Origin of the sequence: Bradyrhizobium sp. CCBAU 11430, assembly GCF_028128855.1 — a bacterium.
GTDB lineage: Bacteria > Pseudomonadota > Alphaproteobacteria > Rhizobiales > Xanthobacteraceae > Bradyrhizobium > Bradyrhizobium ottawaense.
The window spans coordinates 1-15,570 of the sequence record NZ_LBJV01000049.1; the positions used below are offsets into that span (position 1 = coordinate 1).

The following is a 15,570-nucleotide window of genomic DNA, read 5'->3' on the forward strand; positions in this document are numbered from 1 at the left end:
GGCCGCAGCCGGGCTGCCTTCGGCGGCTCGGGTGCTGGCGCGGCGGAAGGCATCTCCGCTGCTGCCGCCGCGGGCGCCGCCACTGGGGCGCGAGGCCTCGCGGGCGCGCTGGGCAGCCTCCGATTCGACCTTGCGGACGGCCTCCTCCAGCGACAACCTTTCGCGGGTGATCTCGGATTCGGAGAGCGGCGGCTGCACGCTGCGCAACTGCGCGATCAACGCCGTGCGCGCCCGCTCATAGAGCGCGCGACGGCTTTCGCCGGGAGCGTTCGGGTCCAGGGCGGCAATAGCGCGGGCGATCAGCGGATAGTAATCAGCCATTTCAACTCAACTATACGCGCGTCCCGGTAAGATATCGTTAAGCCTCAAACGGATTTTGCACCAGGATAGTATCTTCGCGTTCGGGGCTGGTGGAAAGCAGCGCAACCGGGCACCCCACCAATTCCTCGATCCGCCGGACATATTTGATGGCCTGGGCCGGCAGGTCGGCCCAGGACCGCGCATTGGCGGTCGGCTCCTTCCAGCCCTCGATGGTCTCGTAGATCGGCTCGACCCGGGCCTGGGCGCCCTCGCCGGCGGGGAAGTGGTCGATCTCCTTGCCGTCGAGCTTGTAGCCGGTGCAGACCTCGATCGTGTCGAAGCCGTCGAGAATGTCGAGCTTGGTCAGCGCCAGGCCGTTGATGCCGCAGGTCCGGACCGCCTGGCGGACCAGCACGGCGTCGAACCAGCCACAGCGGCGCGGACGGCCGGTGTTGGTGCCGAACTCGCGGCCGCGCTCGCCGATCCGGCGGCCGGTCTCGTTGTCCTGCTCGGTCGGGAACGGGCCCTGGCCGACGCGGGTCGTATAAGCCTTGCACAGGCCGAGCACATAGCCGACCGCCCCGGGTCCGAGGCCCGAGCCGGTCGCCGCCTGCGCCGCCACCGTGTTGGACGAGGTGACGTAGGGGTAAGTGCCGTGGTCGACGTCGAGCAGCGCGCCTTGCGCGCCTTCGAACAGCATGCGCTTGCCTTCGCGCCGCTTGATGTCGAGCAGCCGCCACACCGTCTCGGCGTAGGGCAGCAGCTCCGGCGCCAGCGCGCTCAACTCCTTCAAGATCACCTTGCCGTCGAATTCGGGCAGGCCGAGGCCGCGGCGAAGCGCGTTGTGGTGGGCAAGCAGCCGGTCGATCTTGTGCGGGAGCGTGTCGAGGTCGGCGAGGTCCATCAGGCGGATCGCGCGGCGGCCGACCTTGTCCTCATAGGCAGGCCCGATGCCGCGGCGGGTGGTGCCGATCGCGGTCGCCGCGCTGGCGGATTCGCGATGCGCATCGAGCTCGCGGTGCAGCGGCAGGATCAGCGTGACGTTCTCGGCGATACGCAGGTTCTCCGGCGAGACCGCGACGCCCTGCGCCCGCAGCTTGGAGACCTCGTCGAGGAAGGCGGCGGGATCGAACACCACGCCGTTGCCGATCACCGACAGCTTCTGCTCGCGCAGCACGCCGGAGGGCAGCAGCGCGAGCTTGTAGGTCTTGCCGTTGATCACCAGCGTGTGGCCGGCGTTATGACCGCCCTGGAAGCGGACGACGATGTCCGCCTGCTCCGACAACCAGTCGACGATCTTGCCCTTTCCTTCGTCGCCCCACTGGGCGCCGACGACGACAACATTGGCCATTCGCGGGTAATCCTTCGAAGATTTCTCTGTAGGTGGCACGATCCGAACGGAAAATTGGTACCCATTTTTCCGGAATCATGCCTGCGCCCAGCCCAATTCCCGGCCAGAGGCCGTTCGCACCGAGGCAGCCCAACCGGATAAAGGAAGCAGCCTCTCTAGGCAAGCAAGAACGGGGCATTTTCAGGGCTTCGAGGCCACTCCAAGCCTTTGATATCCCCGGAAAATCCAGAAACCTTCGCGGCCAGCGCGCAGGCTTCGACCAAAGCGTGAGAGGCTCAATCCGCCGCTGCATGGTCGCGATGCGTCCGCCCCCCGTTGATGCAGCCCCGATTTCCGTGTCTTTGGACAGCGCCGGGCGATCAGCCGGCCCGGATCCCGCCGGGCTGGAAGCCTCGGCGCACGCGGGGCACGCCAATCCCAATGTCCGCCACCGGCCAGACCACGAGCGCGGAGACATCCGGCCACAGCTGGATCGCCAACCAGCCTTATCTGCTGCTCAGCATCACCGCGCTGTGCTGGGCCGGCAACGCCATCGTCGGCCGGCTCGCCGCCGGCCACATCCCGCCGGTCACGCTGTCGTTCCTGCGCTGGTTCTTTGCCTTCCTGCTGGTGCTGCCGTTCGCCTGGAAACATCTTGCCCAGGACTGGCCCGCGATCCGCGGCAGGCTCGGCCTGATGATCACGCTCTCGGTCACCGGCATCGGCGCCTTCAACACGCTGCAATATTGGGCGTTGGAGCATACCCAGGCACTTAATACGCTGCTGCTGCAGTCGGCCGCGCCCCTGGTCGTGGCGCTGTGGTCGCTGGCCATCCTCGGCATCCGCCTCACCGTGGCGCAGGCGTTCGGCGTGCTGCTGTCGATGTGCGGCGTGCTGACCATTCTGCTGCACGGCGATTTCACCACGCTGTCGAACATCGAGTTCAACGAGGGCGACCTCATCTTCATCGTCGCACTCGTCATCTTCGCGCTGTATTCGGTGCTGACGCTGAAACGGCCGCCGATGCACGGCCTGTCGTTCCTCGCCTTCACCTTCGGGGCTGGCGCGGCCTGCCTCATTCCGCTGGAGATCTGGGAATTGTCCGCGCGCCCGGTCATGAAGCTCGACGGGCCGAACCTCTTGACGCTGTTCTACGTCGCGGTGTTTCCCTCGACGCTGGCCTATCTCTGCTTCAATCGCGGCGTGCGCCTGATCGGCGCCAACCGCGCCGCGCCGTTCTTCCACGTCGTGCCGGTGTTCGGCTCGATCATGGCGATGGCGTTCCTGGGCGAACACCCGCAGGCATTCCACTTCATCGGTTTTGCGCTGGTGCTGTCGGGCGTGTTCGTGGCGTCACGAAAGCAGGCGACGTAGGACCAGCGAGGGTTCAACATATTAGCCGCCAAAGGCGCCTCCTCAGGGTTTGCCTGCATTGTAGCATTGCGGCCGCGTGGCTTGTGCCGCGACGCCAATCCGGCGCAAGCTTGTATCCAACGCCAATGACGATTGCCTCGCCCGCGCCACCTGCCTCCAGTCCGGCCAGCTGGCTCAACAACCAGCCTTATCTGCTGCTCAGCCTGAGCTCGCTGTTCTGGGCCGGCAACATCGTGCTCGCGCGCCATGTCGGCGCGCATGTGCCGCCGCTGACGGTGACCACGATCCGCTGGTTCGGCGTTTTCCTGATCCTGTTGCCGTTCGCCTGGCCGCATCTCAAGCGCGACTGGCCCGCCTTGCGCAACAGCCTGCCGCTGATGCTGTTCCTGTCGCTGGTGGGCTTCGCCTTCAACAACGCGATCTCTTACTGGGCGATGCAATACACGGAGGCGCTGAACGCGCTGCTGATCCAGTCGGCCGGACCGCTGTTCGTGGCGCTGTGGTCGCTGGTGCTGTTCGGCGTACGGCTGACGGGTGCCCAGTTCGCCGGCATCGCGATCTCGCTTCTCGGCGTGTTGATCATCATTTTGCGCGGCGATCTCGCCGCGCTCGCGAGCATCAGCTTCAACAGGGGCGACATCATGTTCGCCTCCTCGCTGGTGGCGTTTGGGATCTACTCGGCCTTCATCCCGCGTCGGCCCAAGATCCACCAGCTCTCCTTCCTGTCCTTCACCACCTGCTGCGGCGCGACGATGCTGCTGCCGACCGCGATCTGGGAGGCGGCAAGCGGCCGCGTGCTGCAATTCGACGGGACGACACTGGCGACGCTGGGCTACATCCTGATCTTTCCCTCGACGCTGGCCTATCTGTTCTTCAACCGCGGCGTCGCGCTGATCGGCCCGAACCGCGCCGCGCCGTTCTTCCATCTGGTGCCGGTGTTCGGCTCGGCGATGGCGATCGTGCTGCTCGGCGAAAAGCTGCAGCCGTTTCACCTGATCGGCTACGCGCTGGTGCTCGCCGGCGTCGTGATTGCCTCACGCCAGGGCTCGGCGGTGAAGTAATTCCGCGCGGCGGACGATGCGTGCTCGTGTCCCGGACAAGACGCAGCGCGCAAGCGGTGCGTCGCAGAGCCGGGATCCAGTTTGTGGCAGCATGGGCCCCCGTTCGGCAGCGCATCACGCCGCGAACGGCGGCGCGCTGCACTGCGCCCGGGGCACACGAGACAACTCGCGTCTTCCGATTTTGGCGAAGAGACGCTAGGTTCCCCGCCAACGAAAAAGAGGGAACGTCTCGATATGATTTCAGGGCTGATTCGAAACCTGCGTGCCGTCGGCGCGGCTGCATTGTGCCTCGTCGCCGCATCCACTGCACAGGCCGATACCTGGCCGAGCCGCAACATCACGCTTGTTTTGCCGTTCGCGGCCGGCAGCGGCACCGACACGACGACACGGCTGATCTCGCAGCATCTGTCGCAGGCGCTCGGCGTCGGCATCGTGATCGAGAACAAGGCGGGCGCCAACGGCATGCTCGCCGCAAGCTATGTCGCGAAGGCCGCCCCCGACGGCTACACGCTGCTGGTGACGACCAACACCACGCATTCGGCCAATCCCTATCTGCTCAAGAGCCTCACTTACGATCCGGTCAAGGATTTCACGCCGATCGCGCGCACCGGCGACCTGCCTTTCATGCTGGTCGTCAATCCGGAAGTGCCGGCCAAGACCGTTGGCGAGCTCGTCGCCTACGGCAAGGCCAATCCGGGCAAGCTGAGCTACGCCTCGGGATCGTCCTCCGCGATCGTGTCGGGTGCGACCTTTGCGCACAATGCCGGGCTCGACCTGCTGCACGTGCCCTACAAGAGCTCGCCGCCGGCGCTCAACGACGTCATGGGCGGCCGCGTCTCGATGATGTTCGTCGACATCCTGACCGGCCTGCCCCACGTCAACGGCAACGCGCTGCGCGCGCTCGCCGTCACCACCAAGGACCGCTCGCCGCTGGTGCCGAACCTGCCGTCGATGCAGGAGGCCGGCGTGCCTGATTTCGACATCTCGTCCTGGCAGGGCTATTTCGGCCCCGCCGGCATGCCGAAGGAGATCGTGACCCGGCTCAACGCCGAGATCCGGAAGATCGTCGAGAAGCCGGAGATCAAGGCACAGCTCGCCACCCTCGGCATGGACGCGTTCTCGGGCACGCCGGAGCAGCTCGGCACGTTCGTGAACGAACAGCTCGTGCTGTGGGAGAAGCTGATCACCAACGCGAAGATCGAGAAGCAGTAAGGACGGTCTCGTGTCGCGGACGCGGCGCTGAGCCCGGGGCACCGCTCTCGTAGGGTGGGCAAAGCGAAGCGTGCCCACCGTTAGGTCGTCGCAAAAAGAAAAGGTGGGCACGGCGCTTCGGCGCCTTTGCCCACCCTACGAATTTCGAGTGTTTGGCCTTACGCCGCGCGCACCTTGGCGAGGAAGCCGTCGACGGCGCTGCGCAGCGCGCCGGACTGGCTGTCCAGTTCGCGGGCGTTGGTGAGCACGTCGGTTGCCGCGGTGCCGGTCGCTTCCGCGGCCGAGGTGACACTGCCGATATTGGCGTTGATCTCGTTCGAACCGGCCGCGACCGACTGGATGTTGCGGGCGATCTCGCGGGTCGCTTCGCCCTGCTGCTCGATCGATGCGGAAATGCCGGCGGTGATCTCGCTCATCTCGGCGATGGTCTGGGTGATGCCGGAGATGGCCGTGACCGCGTCGCTGGTCGAGGTCTGCATCGCCGCGACCTGCGCGGAGATCTCCTCGGTCGCCTTGGCGGTCTGGTTGGCCAGCGCCTTGACCTCGGAGGCGACGACCGCGAATCCGCGGCCGGATTCACCGGCGCGTGCCGCCTCGATGGTGGCGTTGAGCGCGAGCAGATTGGTCTGCGCTGCGATCGAATGGATCAGCTTGACGACTTCGCCGATCTTCTCGGCGCCGGTCGAGAGCACCTGCACGGTGGCATTGGTACGCTCGGCGTCGCTGACGGCGCGGCTGGCGACTTCGGTCGAGCGCGTGACCTGGCGGGAGATTTCCGCAACCGAGCTCGACAGCTCTTCGGCGGCCGCCGCAACCGTGCCGACATTGCCGGAGGCTTTTTGCGAGGCAGCGCCGACCGTCGCCGCGCGCGAGGAGGCGTCGCTGGCGGTCGCGGTCATCGACTGCGCCGTCGTCTGCATGCCGGCCGCGGCCGAGGAGACCGAGCGGACGATGCCGTTGACGCTGCGTTCGAAGTCGTTGGCGATGCCTTCCATCGCGCTACGACGTTCCGCCGCGGCGCGCTCCTTGGCATCGGCTTCGGTCCTTTCGAGGTCGCGGATGCGGACCGCGTTGTCCTTGAAGATCTGGACGGTGGAGGCCATCGCGCCGACCTCGTCGCCGCGGCCGACGCCGGGAATGTCGCCCTCGAGCTTGCCGTCGGCGAGATCCTTCATGCGGGCGCCAAGCAGCGCCAGCGGGCGGCTGATGCCGCGGCCGATCAACCAGGCGACGCTGCCGGCGACAATGAAAATGCCGAGCATGGCAAAGCCGAGCAGCCAATAGACCGGACCCATCTTGGCGTCGATGTCGTCGAGATAAGCGCCGGTGCCGAGATACATGTCGAAGCCGGGCACCGCCACCGCGTAGCCGATCTTGCGGATCGGCGTCGGCTGACCGGGCTTCATGTATTCATAATGCAGCAGGATCGAACCGTTGGCCTTGACGCCGTCCATCAGCTCGACCGACAGCTTGCGGCCGTTGGTCACGACATCCATGCGGTTGGTGCCGATCTGCTTGGGATCCGGCGCGAGCTGCGTGATGCCTTCATACGACGTACCGAACAGATAGCCCGCGCCGTTGTCGTAGGTCATCGAATTGCCGTAGCGGCGAAGCTCGGCCATGGCCGCGTCCTTCGTCAGCTCGCCGGCGTCGACGCGCTTCTTCAGAGCGCCCGCATAGTTGCGTGCCAGCTCGACGATCGCCTTGGCCTGATCGATGCGCGCATTCACCATCTCGCGCTTCATCAGATAGCCGGCGAGGACACCGGAGATGCACAGGCCGAACAAGGTGACGCCGACAAGGATGCCGAGCTTCGGGGCGATCTTCAGATTGCTCAATTTCACGATTAGCTCCGGCAATAATGGGATACGGGCGCGCGACAGATCGATCGAAATCGAAATAACTTTTAGGGAGAGAGCCTTAGCAAGTTACTTACGTGCCTCCGTAGAAGCCCGGACGCAGCCGCAAAAAACGGCAATTTATCTCCGCACCGGCAACCAACGATTGTACGCGACCGCTCCGATTTCGCGTAAAAGACGCAAAGGCCCGCCCGCGGAGACGGGTCACAACAAGAACCGACAAACCAAATCGGGAGCGAGAAAATGCCGAAATACAGGGTGGTGACGCCGAAGGGCGCGAGCTTCTCGGTCGCGGGCAGCGACTATTCCTTTGAGCGCGAGGCGCTCGATCCGATCGACGCCGAGATCATCGAGGCTCCCGCCGACGAGGCCGGGTTCATCGCCGCCGCAAAGACCGCGGACGCCATCTATGCCAAGGGCATCCCGATCACCAAGACCATCATCGACAGCTTGCAGACCTGCAAGGTCATCACGCTTGGCTCGGTCGGCGTCGACAGCGTCGACGTCAAGGCCGCCACCGCGCGCGGCATTCCCGTCACCAACATTCCGGACACCTTCATCGAGGAGGTCGCCGACCACGCCATGATGCTGCTGCTCGCCGGCTTCCGCCGCCTGGTCGAGCAGGACCGCATGGTGCGCAGCGGCCGCTGGGCCGAGGGCCGGCCGGCGCTGCTCAAGGTCCCGAGGCTGATGGGCCAGACGCTCGGCTTCGTCTCGTTCGGCCGCGTGGCGCGTGCAGTTGCGAAACGCGCGGCGCCGTTCGGCCTGCGCATGATGGCCTACGATCCCTTCATCCAGGAAACGCTGATGTACGATCACGGCGTGATCCCGGCGACGCTGAACGAGGTGCTGTCGCAATCCGACTTCGTCTCGATGCATGCCCCGGCAAGGCCCGAGGTGCATCACATGCTGACCGAGAAGCACTTTCAGCAGATGAAGAAGGGCTCGATCTTCATCAACACCGGGCGCGGCGCAACCGTGGACGAGGAGAGCCTGATCAAGGCGCTGCAGGAAGGCTGGATCGCGCACGCCGCGCTCGACGTGCTGGAGAAGGAGCCGCCCTCGCACAACAATCCCCTGCTCGGCATGGAGAACGTGACCCTGACCGCCCACGTCGCTTCGGCCTCGGCACGGTTTGACGAAGCGCGCAAGCGCCGCGTGGGCTACGAATTGTCACTGGTGCTTCAGGGCATGTGGCCGGTAAGCTGCGTCAATCCGTCGGTGCTGCAAGACACCACGCTCCGCCGCTGGCAACCCGTCAGCATGGATCGCGGGCCGAACAGCTAGGCGGCCGGCGCCAAGGCGCCAGAGGCGAAACGGCCCTTCACCGGCGATCAACGCCGGGAAGGGGACATCATAGGGAGGAACTGATGAGGAACGACATCACACGTCGTGATGCCTTGGCGCTGGGCCTGTCCGCTGCAACGCTCGCGGCCACCGGTGCTGCAGCGCAAACAACATCATCGACAATCAAGGCCGCCGACGTGGCGGCGCCCAAGCTTGCGATCGAGAAGGGCGCATCCTTGCGCATGCTGCGCCCGGTGCGCTTCGTCCAGGCCGACGAGGACGTGTTCCGCGCCAATGCAGCAAAGTTCACCAAGGAGACCGGCGTCGAGGTCAAGGTCGATTTCGTCGGCTGGGAGGACATCAACCAGCAGACCGCGGTCACCTCGAACTCCGGCGCGGGCCCCGACATCATCATCGGCTTCTCCGACGCTCCCCACATCTACGTCGACAAGCTGATCGAGCTGACCGACGTCGCCGACTATGTCGGCAAGCGCTATGGCGGCTGGCTGCCGCTTGCGCAGCGCTACGGCAAGAAGAACAAGAGCGACGCCTGGATCGGCCTGCCGTTCGGTGCAACCGCGGGGCCCCTGATCTACCGCAAGTCGATCCTGCAATCGGTCGGCTTCGACAAGGTGCCGGAAGACCATGCCGGAATCCTCGACCTGTGCCAGAAGCTGCACAAGGCCGGCAAACCAGCCGGCTTCGCGCTAGGCAACGCCAAGGGCGACGGCAACGGCTTCGCCAATTGGGCGCTGTGGTCGCACAATGCTTCCCTGCTTGACGAGGAAGGCAATGTCGTCATCAACAGCAAGGAGACCATCGCGGCGCTGAACTGGGTCAAGCAGATCTACCCGACCTTCATCGCCGGCACGCCGTCGTGGAACGACGTCAGCAACAACCGCGCCTATTCCTCGCAGGAGATCTCCCTGACCGCCAACGGCGTCTCGCTGTACTTCTCGCTCAAGAACGACCCGGCGACCAAGGCGATCGCCGAGGACAGCGAGCATCAGCTGCTGCCCAAGGGCCTGGCCAAGGTCTCTCCGATGGCGGGCCTGACACTCAACGCGATGGTGTTCAAGCACAGCCAGTACCCCAACGCCGCAAAGGCCTTCCTGCAATACATGCTGGAAAAGGACCAGTACGAGCCCTGGCTCAATGCCAATTCCGGTTACTGGTCGCAGCCGTTGGCGGCCTATGCCGAGGCCGCGGTGTGGTCGCAGGATCCCAAGGTGAAGCTGTTCAAGGACACGATGAACAGCACTTACTATGACGGCTACAAGGGCCCGATCTCGACGGCGACCGGAGCCGTCAGCGCCGACTACGTGCTGATTCAGATGTGCGCGTCCGTTGCGACCGGTGCGGCCACGCCGGAGGCCGCCGCCGCGGAAGCCGAGCAGCGCTGCAAGCGGTACTTCCGGCGGCAGCGGTAACGCGCGACGATAGAGCCGTCGTCATTGCGAGGAGCACTTGCGACGAAGCAATCCAGACTGCAGCCGCGGCGACAGACTGGATTGCTTCGCTTCGCTCGCAATGACGGTGTGGTGACGTTCAACGATAGGACAACACACTGATGTCCGTGACGACACTTTCCTCTCCCGTACTTGCCCAGCGGCAGCCGAACTGGCTGGTGCGGCTGTTCGACTACAAGCCGTTCCTGATCGTGATGTGCCTGGCGCCCGCGATCGGGCTGCTCTCGGTGTTCCTGACCTATCCGCTCGGCCTCGGCATCTGGCTCGCCTTCACCGACACCACGATCGGCCGGCGCGGCGTCTTCGTGGGCCTGGAGAATTTCCAGTATCTGCTCACCGATCCCTTGTGGTGGAACGCCGTGTTCTACAGCGTGGTCTATACCGGCATCGCGACCTTCGGGAAGTTCGCGCTCGGCTTCTGGCTCGCGTTGCTGCTCAACAACCATTTTCCGTTCAAGAGCATCCTGCGTGCGATCATCCTGCTGCCCTGGATCGTGCCGACCGTGCTCTCGGCGCTGGCGTTCTGGTGGATCTACGATCCGCAGTTCTCGATCATCTCCTATTTACTGGTCGACGTGCTGCACTGGCGGTCGGGCAATGTCGACTTCCTCGGCTCGCCCTGGCCGGCGCGCTTCTCGCTGATCGCCGCCAACATCTGGCGCGGCATTCCCTTCGTCGCGATCTCGCTGCTTGCCGGCCTGCAGACCATTTCGCCCTCGCTCTACGAGGCCGCGATGCTCGACGGCGCCAGCGCCTGGCAGCGCTTTCGCTACATCACCTTCCCGATGATGATGCCGATCCTCGCCATCGTCATGACCTTCTCGATCATCTTCACCTTCACCGACTTCCAGCTGGTCTACGCCATCACCCGCGGCGGGCCCGTCAACTCGACCCATCTGCTGGCGACGCTGGCGTTTCAGCGCGGCATCGCCGGCGGCGAACTCGGCGAAGGTGCGGCGATCGCGGTATCGATGATCCCGTTCCTGATCTTCGCGACGCTGTTCTCTTATTTCGGCCTGGCGCGCCGCAAATGGCAGCAGGGAGAGGCCAATGACTGATACCGTCGCGCAAACCGCCGCTGTGGCCGACGCGAAAGCGGCACCTGACACCATGGCCTGGGATTCCGGGCTGCGGCGGCTGATGATGATCTATCTGCCGCTCGGCTGCTTCGTGCTGATCCTGCTGTTCCCGTTTTACTGGATGGCGATCACCTCGTTCAAGCCGAACGCGGAGCTGATGAACTACAAGGACCACAATCCGTTCTGGATCTCCTCGCCGACGCTTGCCCACATCAAGCATTTGCTGTTCGACACTGCCTATCCGCGCTGGCTCAAGACGACGATGCTGGTGGCGATCGGCTCGACCACGCTGTCCCTGATCGCGAGCACGCTCGCTGCCTATGCGATCGAGCGCCTGCGCTTCCGCGGCAGTCCTTATGTGGGCCTCGGCATTTATCTGGCCTATCTCGTGCCGCCGTCGATCCTGTTCATTCCCCTCGCCACCGTCGTGGTGCAGTTCGGCCTGTTCGACTCACCGCTGGCGCTGATCCTGGTCTATCCGACCTTCCTGGTGCCGTTCTGCACCTGGCTGCTGATCGGCTACTTCAAGTCGATCCCCTATGAGCTCGAGGAATGCGCGCTGGTGGACGGCGCAACACGCCTCCAGATCCTGCGACGGATCACGCTGCCGCTCGCGGTGCCCGGGCTGATCTCCGCCGGCATCTTCTCCTTCACGCTGTCCTGGAACGAGTTCATCTACGCGCTCGCCTTCATCCAGAGCGGCGCCAACAAGACCGTGCCGGTCGCAATCCTGACCGAGCTCGTCACCGGCGATGTCTACCAATGGGGGGCGCTGATGGCAGGCTCGCTGCTGGGCTCGCTGCCGGTCGCGATCTTCTACTCGCTGTTCGTGGACTACTACGTGTCCTCGCTGACCGGCGCGGTAAAGGAGTAGATCGCGGCTGCGGCGTTTGGCCCGGTTTCACAAAACTGCAACACGCGATCCGCATAACGCGTGCGTCCGCCAACAGGAGACGCACATGCGCGCGACTTTTCTTGCCACCGTCGCAACGATCATTCTCGCCGCGAGCCCAGCGCTCGCGCAGAGCGAAGGTGAATTCCCCGCCAAGCTCGCCGGCCACGTGGTGATGCCGGCCGCCACCTTCATCGACGCCCCCGCCGACGCACCCGCCGATCTCAAGACTTCAGGGAAATACACCACCGGCAAGCGGGTCGACGCGCTCGGCACCGTGATGGGCAAGTCCTATGAGCGCGCGACCGGCCTGTCGCTGCCGTTCAAGGGCCAGCCGCTCCAGGGGCATTCCGGCATCAAGACCATGCCCGACGGCAGCTTCTGGGTCATCACCGACAACGGCATGGGCGCGCGCGCCAACTCGCCGGATTCGATGCTGTACCTCAACCGCTACAAGATGGACTGGGCCGGCGGCAAAATCGAGCGGCTGGAGACGATCTTCCTGCACGATCCCGACAAAAAGGTCCCGTTCCGCATCGTGCACGAGGACACGCAGAAGCGCTATCTCACCGGCTCCGACTTCGACACCGAAGGCTTCCAGATCATCGGCGAGACCTTCTGGATCGGCGACGAGTTCGGTCCCTACATCCTGAAGGCCGACAAATCAGGCAAGATCCTGGCCGTGTTCGATACGGTTGCTGACGGCAAGCCGGTGCGGTCGCCGGACAGTTGGGCCGTGGCGACGCCGGGCGCGCCGGGCGCGACCTACACCAACGTCAACCTCCGCCGCTCCAAGGGCTATGAGGGCTTTGCGTCCTCCAAGGACGGCAAGTTCCTCTACGGCCTGCTCGAGGGACCGCTGTGGGACGCCGAGAAGAAGGACTGGGAGAAGGTCGACGGCAAGGAAGCCTCCCGCATCCTCGAATTCGACGTCGCTGCGGAGAAGTTCACCGGCCGTTACTGGCAGTATGTGTTCGAGCAAAACGGCAACGCCATCGGCGATTTCAACATGATCGATCAGGCCTCCGGCCTCATCATCGAGCGCGACAACGGCGAAGGCACGGCGGACAAGGCCTGCCCGCAAGGCCAGCGCGGCGAGAACTGCTTCCCGGATCTCGCCAAGTTCAAGCGCATCTACAAGATCGAGCTCACGGAGGCCAATGTCGGCAAGCCCGTGCGCAAGATCGGCTATATCGACCTCTTGAAGATCAAGGATCCCGACAAGAAGGCGAGGAAGCCGCTCAACGACGGCGTCTACACCTTCCCGTTCTTCACCATCGAGAACGTCGATCGCGTCGACGACACCCACATCATCGTCGGCAACGACAACAATCTGCCGTTCTCCTCCAGCCGCGATCCCAACAAGGCCGATGACGACGAGTTCATGCTGCTCGAGGTCGCGGATTTCCTGAAGGCGAAATAGGGCAACGGTCGCTCTTCAGCCGCCACAAACTCCGCCGTCGTCCCGGACAAGCGCAAGCGCAGATCCGGGACCCATAACCCCAGGCGGGGTTGTGGCACGAGATGGTGGCGACGAATCTTCGCCAAACGCTCCCCTGTGGTTATGGGTCCCGGATCTGCGCGCGCTTAGGGCGCGCTTGTCCGGGACGACGGCTGAGTTTGTTGGGACGGCCGACTACCTCACCGTAAACTCCACGGGGATCGAAAAGCTCATCGACCCATTCTTGATCTCGTCTGGCACCGGCGGAAACGGCGAGGCCTGGCGGATCATCGACATGGCCTGGGCATCGAAAGCGGCAACGCCGGACGAGCCGCCGATACGGCTGGACGTGACCTGCCCGCTGCGGCTGAGGGTGAAGCTCAGCCTGGCAACGCCGCGCTGACCGCCGCCACCGCTGGGATATTGGTGAAAGCGCATCAAATGCGCGCGGACGCGTTGATTGTAGGATGCAATCACGGAGGCCGCCGCGCCGGCGCTCGGGGCCGATGCCATCGGCGCCTCGCGCTCGGCCCGCGGGGCTGCGCTGGTGCGCGGCGCGGGGGTCGCCTCCGAGGGCTTCTTGGCCTCGCGGCGAACCACCTTCGGCTTCACCGGGGCCGGCTTTTCGACCGGCACGATCTTCGCGGGCTCCGGCCTGGCAGGTGTCGGCTCCGGCTTCTGCTCCGGCGGCGCCACGACATCCGGCTTCTCCTGCGGCGGCGTCGGCGCGATCGTCTCCTCAGCCATTTGCTGCTGCACGGGCTCCGGCGACGAGGCGTCGGCCTCCTGCATCACCGGTCCCGGCGCAACATCATCCTGCGTCGACTGCGGCGCCGAGGTCACCTGTGCCATGTCGACCATGATCGCCGGGAGGCTGACGCCCTGTTCCGGTTGCGACCTGATCCAATTCACCGCAAGCAGCGCGACAGCCACATGCAACATCACGATCACCGCGGCCGAGAGGCCCCAGCGCGCGGTCTCGCGCTCTCGAAGCGGCTCGTGCAGGGCAAAGGCGTTCGCGGCCATCAGTTGCGTCCATCGAGGCCGACGAGGGCGACCTTGAGGTAGCCGGCGTTACGCAGGGTGTTCATCACCTCCATCAGGTCGCCGTAGGAGACGGCCTTGTCGGCGCGCAGATAGATGCGCTCGTCCTTACGGCCTTTGATGACGGCATCGAGGGCGGCGGCGAGACCGTCGCGGGCCATCGTGTCCTCGCCAACGGCAATTGTGAGATCCGGCTTCACCGTCACGAAGGTCGGCTTGTCCGGCCGGGGCGCCGGCTCGGCTGCGGTCGCGGGCAGCTCGACACCGATATCGACGGTGGCGAGTGGGGCTGCCACCATGAAAATGATCAGCAGCACCAGCATCACGTCGATGAACGGCGTGACGTTGATCTCGTTGACGACGTGGAGATCATCCGGGTCACCGCGCTTGAGCGGCGATCCCCCGCGCGCGCCGAGCTTCGCACCCATGGGCCTACTCCGCCGCCCGCGCCAGGCGGAACTCCCTGTGGTCGCGCTGACGGCTGACCAGCAGCATCAGCTGTGCCGAGGCATCGCCGAGCAGCGCGCGGTAATTGGCGATACTGCGGACCAGATGATTGTAGATCACCACCGCCGGGATCGCCGCGACGAGGCCGAGCGCGGTGGCGAGCAGCGCCTCCGCGATGCCCGGCGCGACCACCGCGAGGCTGGTGGTGTGGCTCTCGGAGATGCCGATGAAGGCGTTCATGATGCCCCAGACGGTACCGAACAGGCCGACGAAGGGCGCAGTGGCGCCGATGGTCGCGAGCACGCCGGTGCCGCGCGCGATCTGCCTGGACATCGCCGCCTCCACCCGCTCGAGCCGCAGCGCCACCCGCTCCTGAAGGCCGTCGTCGAGGATGCCGCCCGAGAGCTCGGCTTCCCTGGCGCAGGACTGGATCAGCTGGGCAACGGCATCGTGCGCGTCACCGGCCCGTGACGATGCCTCAGCCAGCGTCATGTTGCCTTCGAGCCCGCGCGTCCGCTGCAAGGCGAGCATGCCCTTGCGGCGCAGCTCGATGGTCTTGGCGAGCCACACCGTCCATGTCACCAGCGAGGCGACAGCGAGCCCGATCATCACCGTCTTCACGATAATGTCGGCGCTGACGAACATGCCCCAGGGCGACAGATTGCGCGGTAACAGGGCTTCGTCGATCGCGAAGGCCGGTGTCGGCACCAGCGCGATTGCAACGACCATTTGCCGAAGCCTGGACTTGCCTTGCATCCTGATCTCCCGACAACAA

13 protein-coding genes and 1 pseudogene are annotated in these 15,570 nt (G+C 65.0%); 8 read left to right on the forward strand and 6 right to left on the reverse strand.

Annotated features, from left to right (window positions below):
• Positions 1-321: pseudogene (locus XI04_RS13125) on the reverse strand (hypothetical protein); the annotation flags it as partial.
• A gap of 37 nt (positions 322-358) precedes the next feature.
• Positions 359-1,651 carry an adenylosuccinate synthase gene (locus XI04_RS13130; RefSeq protein WP_028140242.1) on the reverse strand — a complete coding sequence of 431 codons (1,293 nt, stop codon included), beginning with the start codon at positions 1,649-1,651 and terminating at the stop codon, positions 359-361.
• A 420-nt stretch (positions 1,652-2,071) separates the two neighbouring features.
• Between XI04_RS13130 and XI04_RS13135 the strand changes: the two genes are divergently transcribed.
• The 3 genes from XI04_RS13135 to XI04_RS13145 all read left to right on the forward strand — a co-directional run bounded on the left by XI04_RS13135 (position 2,072) and on the right by XI04_RS13145 (position 5,277).
• Complete coding sequence (locus XI04_RS13135) at positions 2,072-3,004, forward strand: DMT family transporter (RefSeq protein ID WP_271610300.1); 933 nt, start codon at positions 2,072-2,074, stop codon at positions 3,002-3,004.
• Positions 3,005-3,129: 125 nt separating this feature from the next.
• Positions 3,130-4,065 carry a DMT family transporter gene (locus XI04_RS13140; RefSeq protein WP_038948459.1) on the forward strand — a complete coding sequence of 312 codons (936 nt, stop codon included), beginning with the start codon at positions 3,130-3,132 and terminating at the stop codon, positions 4,063-4,065.
• Positions 4,066-4,299: 234 nt separating this feature from the next.
• Positions 4,300-5,277 (forward strand): Bug family tripartite tricarboxylate transporter substrate binding protein, encoded by a 978-nt coding sequence (locus XI04_RS13145; protein ID WP_038948458.1) that lies wholly within the window; start codon positions 4,300-4,302, stop codon positions 5,275-5,277.
• A 158-nt stretch (positions 5,278-5,435) separates the two neighbouring features.
• Here XI04_RS13145 and XI04_RS13150 read toward each other — a convergent pair whose 3' ends face one another.
• A complete protein-coding gene (locus XI04_RS13150; protein WP_271610301.1) occupies positions 5,436-7,121 on the reverse strand; it encodes a methyl-accepting chemotaxis protein in 1,686 nt (561 codons plus the stop codon).
• A 258-nt stretch (positions 7,122-7,379) separates the two neighbouring features.
• Here XI04_RS13150 and XI04_RS13155 point away from each other — a divergent pair, with 258 nt between their 5' ends.
• The 5 genes from XI04_RS13155 (at position 7,380) to XI04_RS13175 (ending at position 13,286) form a co-directional block, all read left to right on the forward strand.
• A complete protein-coding gene (locus XI04_RS13155) occupies positions 7,380-8,423 on the forward strand; it encodes a C-terminal binding protein (protein ID WP_271610302.1) in 1,044 nt (347 codons plus the stop codon).
• An 83-nt stretch (positions 8,424-8,506) separates the two neighbouring features.
• A complete protein-coding gene (locus tag XI04_RS13160) occupies positions 8,507-9,853 on the forward strand; it encodes an ABC transporter substrate-binding protein (protein ID WP_095426640.1) in 1,347 nt (448 codons plus the stop codon).
• Positions 9,854-9,993: 140 nt separating this feature from the next.
• Positions 9,994-10,950, forward strand: coding sequence for a carbohydrate ABC transporter permease (locus tag XI04_RS13165; protein WP_018317857.1), 957 nt, complete (start codon positions 9,994-9,996; stop codon positions 10,948-10,950).
• A complete protein-coding gene (locus tag XI04_RS13170) occupies positions 10,943-11,845 on the forward strand; it encodes a carbohydrate ABC transporter permease (RefSeq protein WP_028140250.1) in 903 nt (300 codons plus the stop codon). Before XI04_RS13165 ends, XI04_RS13170 begins: the two co-directional genes overlap by 8 nt.
• Positions 11,846-11,930: 85 nt before the next feature.
• Entirely contained in the window at positions 11,931-13,286 is a 1,356-nt protein-coding gene (locus XI04_RS13175; RefSeq protein WP_271610303.1) for an esterase-like activity of phytase family protein, read from the forward strand.
• A gap of 213 nt (positions 13,287-13,499) precedes the next feature.
• On the opposite strand, the gene XI04_RS13180 is transcribed toward XI04_RS13175, so the two are convergent.
• From XI04_RS13180 to exbB, 3 genes are read right to left on the reverse strand one after another with little or no spacing between them, the layout of a single operon-like run.
• Positions 13,500-14,330 carry an energy transducer TonB family protein gene (locus XI04_RS13180; protein WP_097668356.1) on the reverse strand — a complete coding sequence of 277 codons (831 nt, stop codon included), beginning with the start codon at positions 14,328-14,330 and terminating at the stop codon, positions 13,500-13,502.
• Positions 14,330-14,776, reverse strand: coding sequence for a TonB system transport protein ExbD (gene exbD / locus XI04_RS13185; RefSeq protein WP_097668355.1), 447 nt, complete (start codon positions 14,774-14,776; stop codon positions 14,330-14,332). The genes XI04_RS13180 and exbD overlap by 1 nt, the downstream gene beginning before the upstream one ends.
• 4 nt (positions 14,777-14,780) lie before the next feature.
• Entirely contained in the window at positions 14,781-15,524 is a 744-nt protein-coding gene (gene exbB / locus XI04_RS13190) for a tonB-system energizer ExbB (protein ID WP_271596333.1), read from the reverse strand.
• Positions 15,525-15,570: the final 46 nt, after the last annotated feature.

Bases quoted from the DNA above. Each gene is read 5' to 3' on its own strand.
- XI04_RS13130 (WP_028140242.1), bottom strand. From the start codon at position 1,651: ATGGCCAATGTTGTCGTCGTCGGCGCCCAGTGGGGCGACGAAGGAAAG.
- XI04_RS13135 (WP_271610300.1), top strand. From the start codon at position 2,072: ATGTCCGCCACCGGCCAGACCACGAGCGCGGAGACATCCGGCCACAGC.
- XI04_RS13140 (WP_038948459.1), top strand. From the start codon at position 3,130: ATGACGATTGCCTCGCCCGCGCCACCTGCCTCCAGTCCGGCCAGCTGG.
- XI04_RS13145 (WP_038948458.1), top strand. From the start codon at position 4,300: ATGATTTCAGGGCTGATTCGAAACCTGCGTGCCGTCGGCGCGGCTGCA.
- XI04_RS13155 (WP_271610302.1), top strand. From the start codon at position 7,380: ATGCCGAAATACAGGGTGGTGACGCCGAAGGGCGCGAGCTTCTCGGTC.
- XI04_RS13160 (WP_095426640.1), top strand. From the start codon at position 8,507: ATGAGGAACGACATCACACGTCGTGATGCCTTGGCGCTGGGCCTGTCC.
- XI04_RS13165 (WP_018317857.1), top strand. From the start codon at position 9,994: ATGTCCGTGACGACACTTTCCTCTCCCGTACTTGCCCAGCGGCAGCCG.
- XI04_RS13170 (WP_028140250.1), top strand. From the start codon at position 10,943: ATGACTGATACCGTCGCGCAAACCGCCGCTGTGGCCGACGCGAAAGCG.
- XI04_RS13175 (WP_271610303.1), top strand. From the start codon at position 11,931: ATGCGCGCGACTTTTCTTGCCACCGTCGCAACGATCATTCTCGCCGCG.
- XI04_RS13180 (WP_097668356.1), bottom strand. From the start codon at position 14,330: ATGGCCGCGAACGCCTTTGCCCTGCACGAGCCGCTTCGAGAGCGCGAG.
- exbD (WP_097668355.1), bottom strand. From the start codon at position 14,776: ATGGGTGCGAAGCTCGGCGCGCGCGGGGGATCGCCGCTCAAGCGCGGT.
- exbB (WP_271596333.1), bottom strand. From the start codon at position 15,524: ATGGTCGTTGCAATCGCGCTGGTGCCGACACCGGCCTTCGCGATCGAC.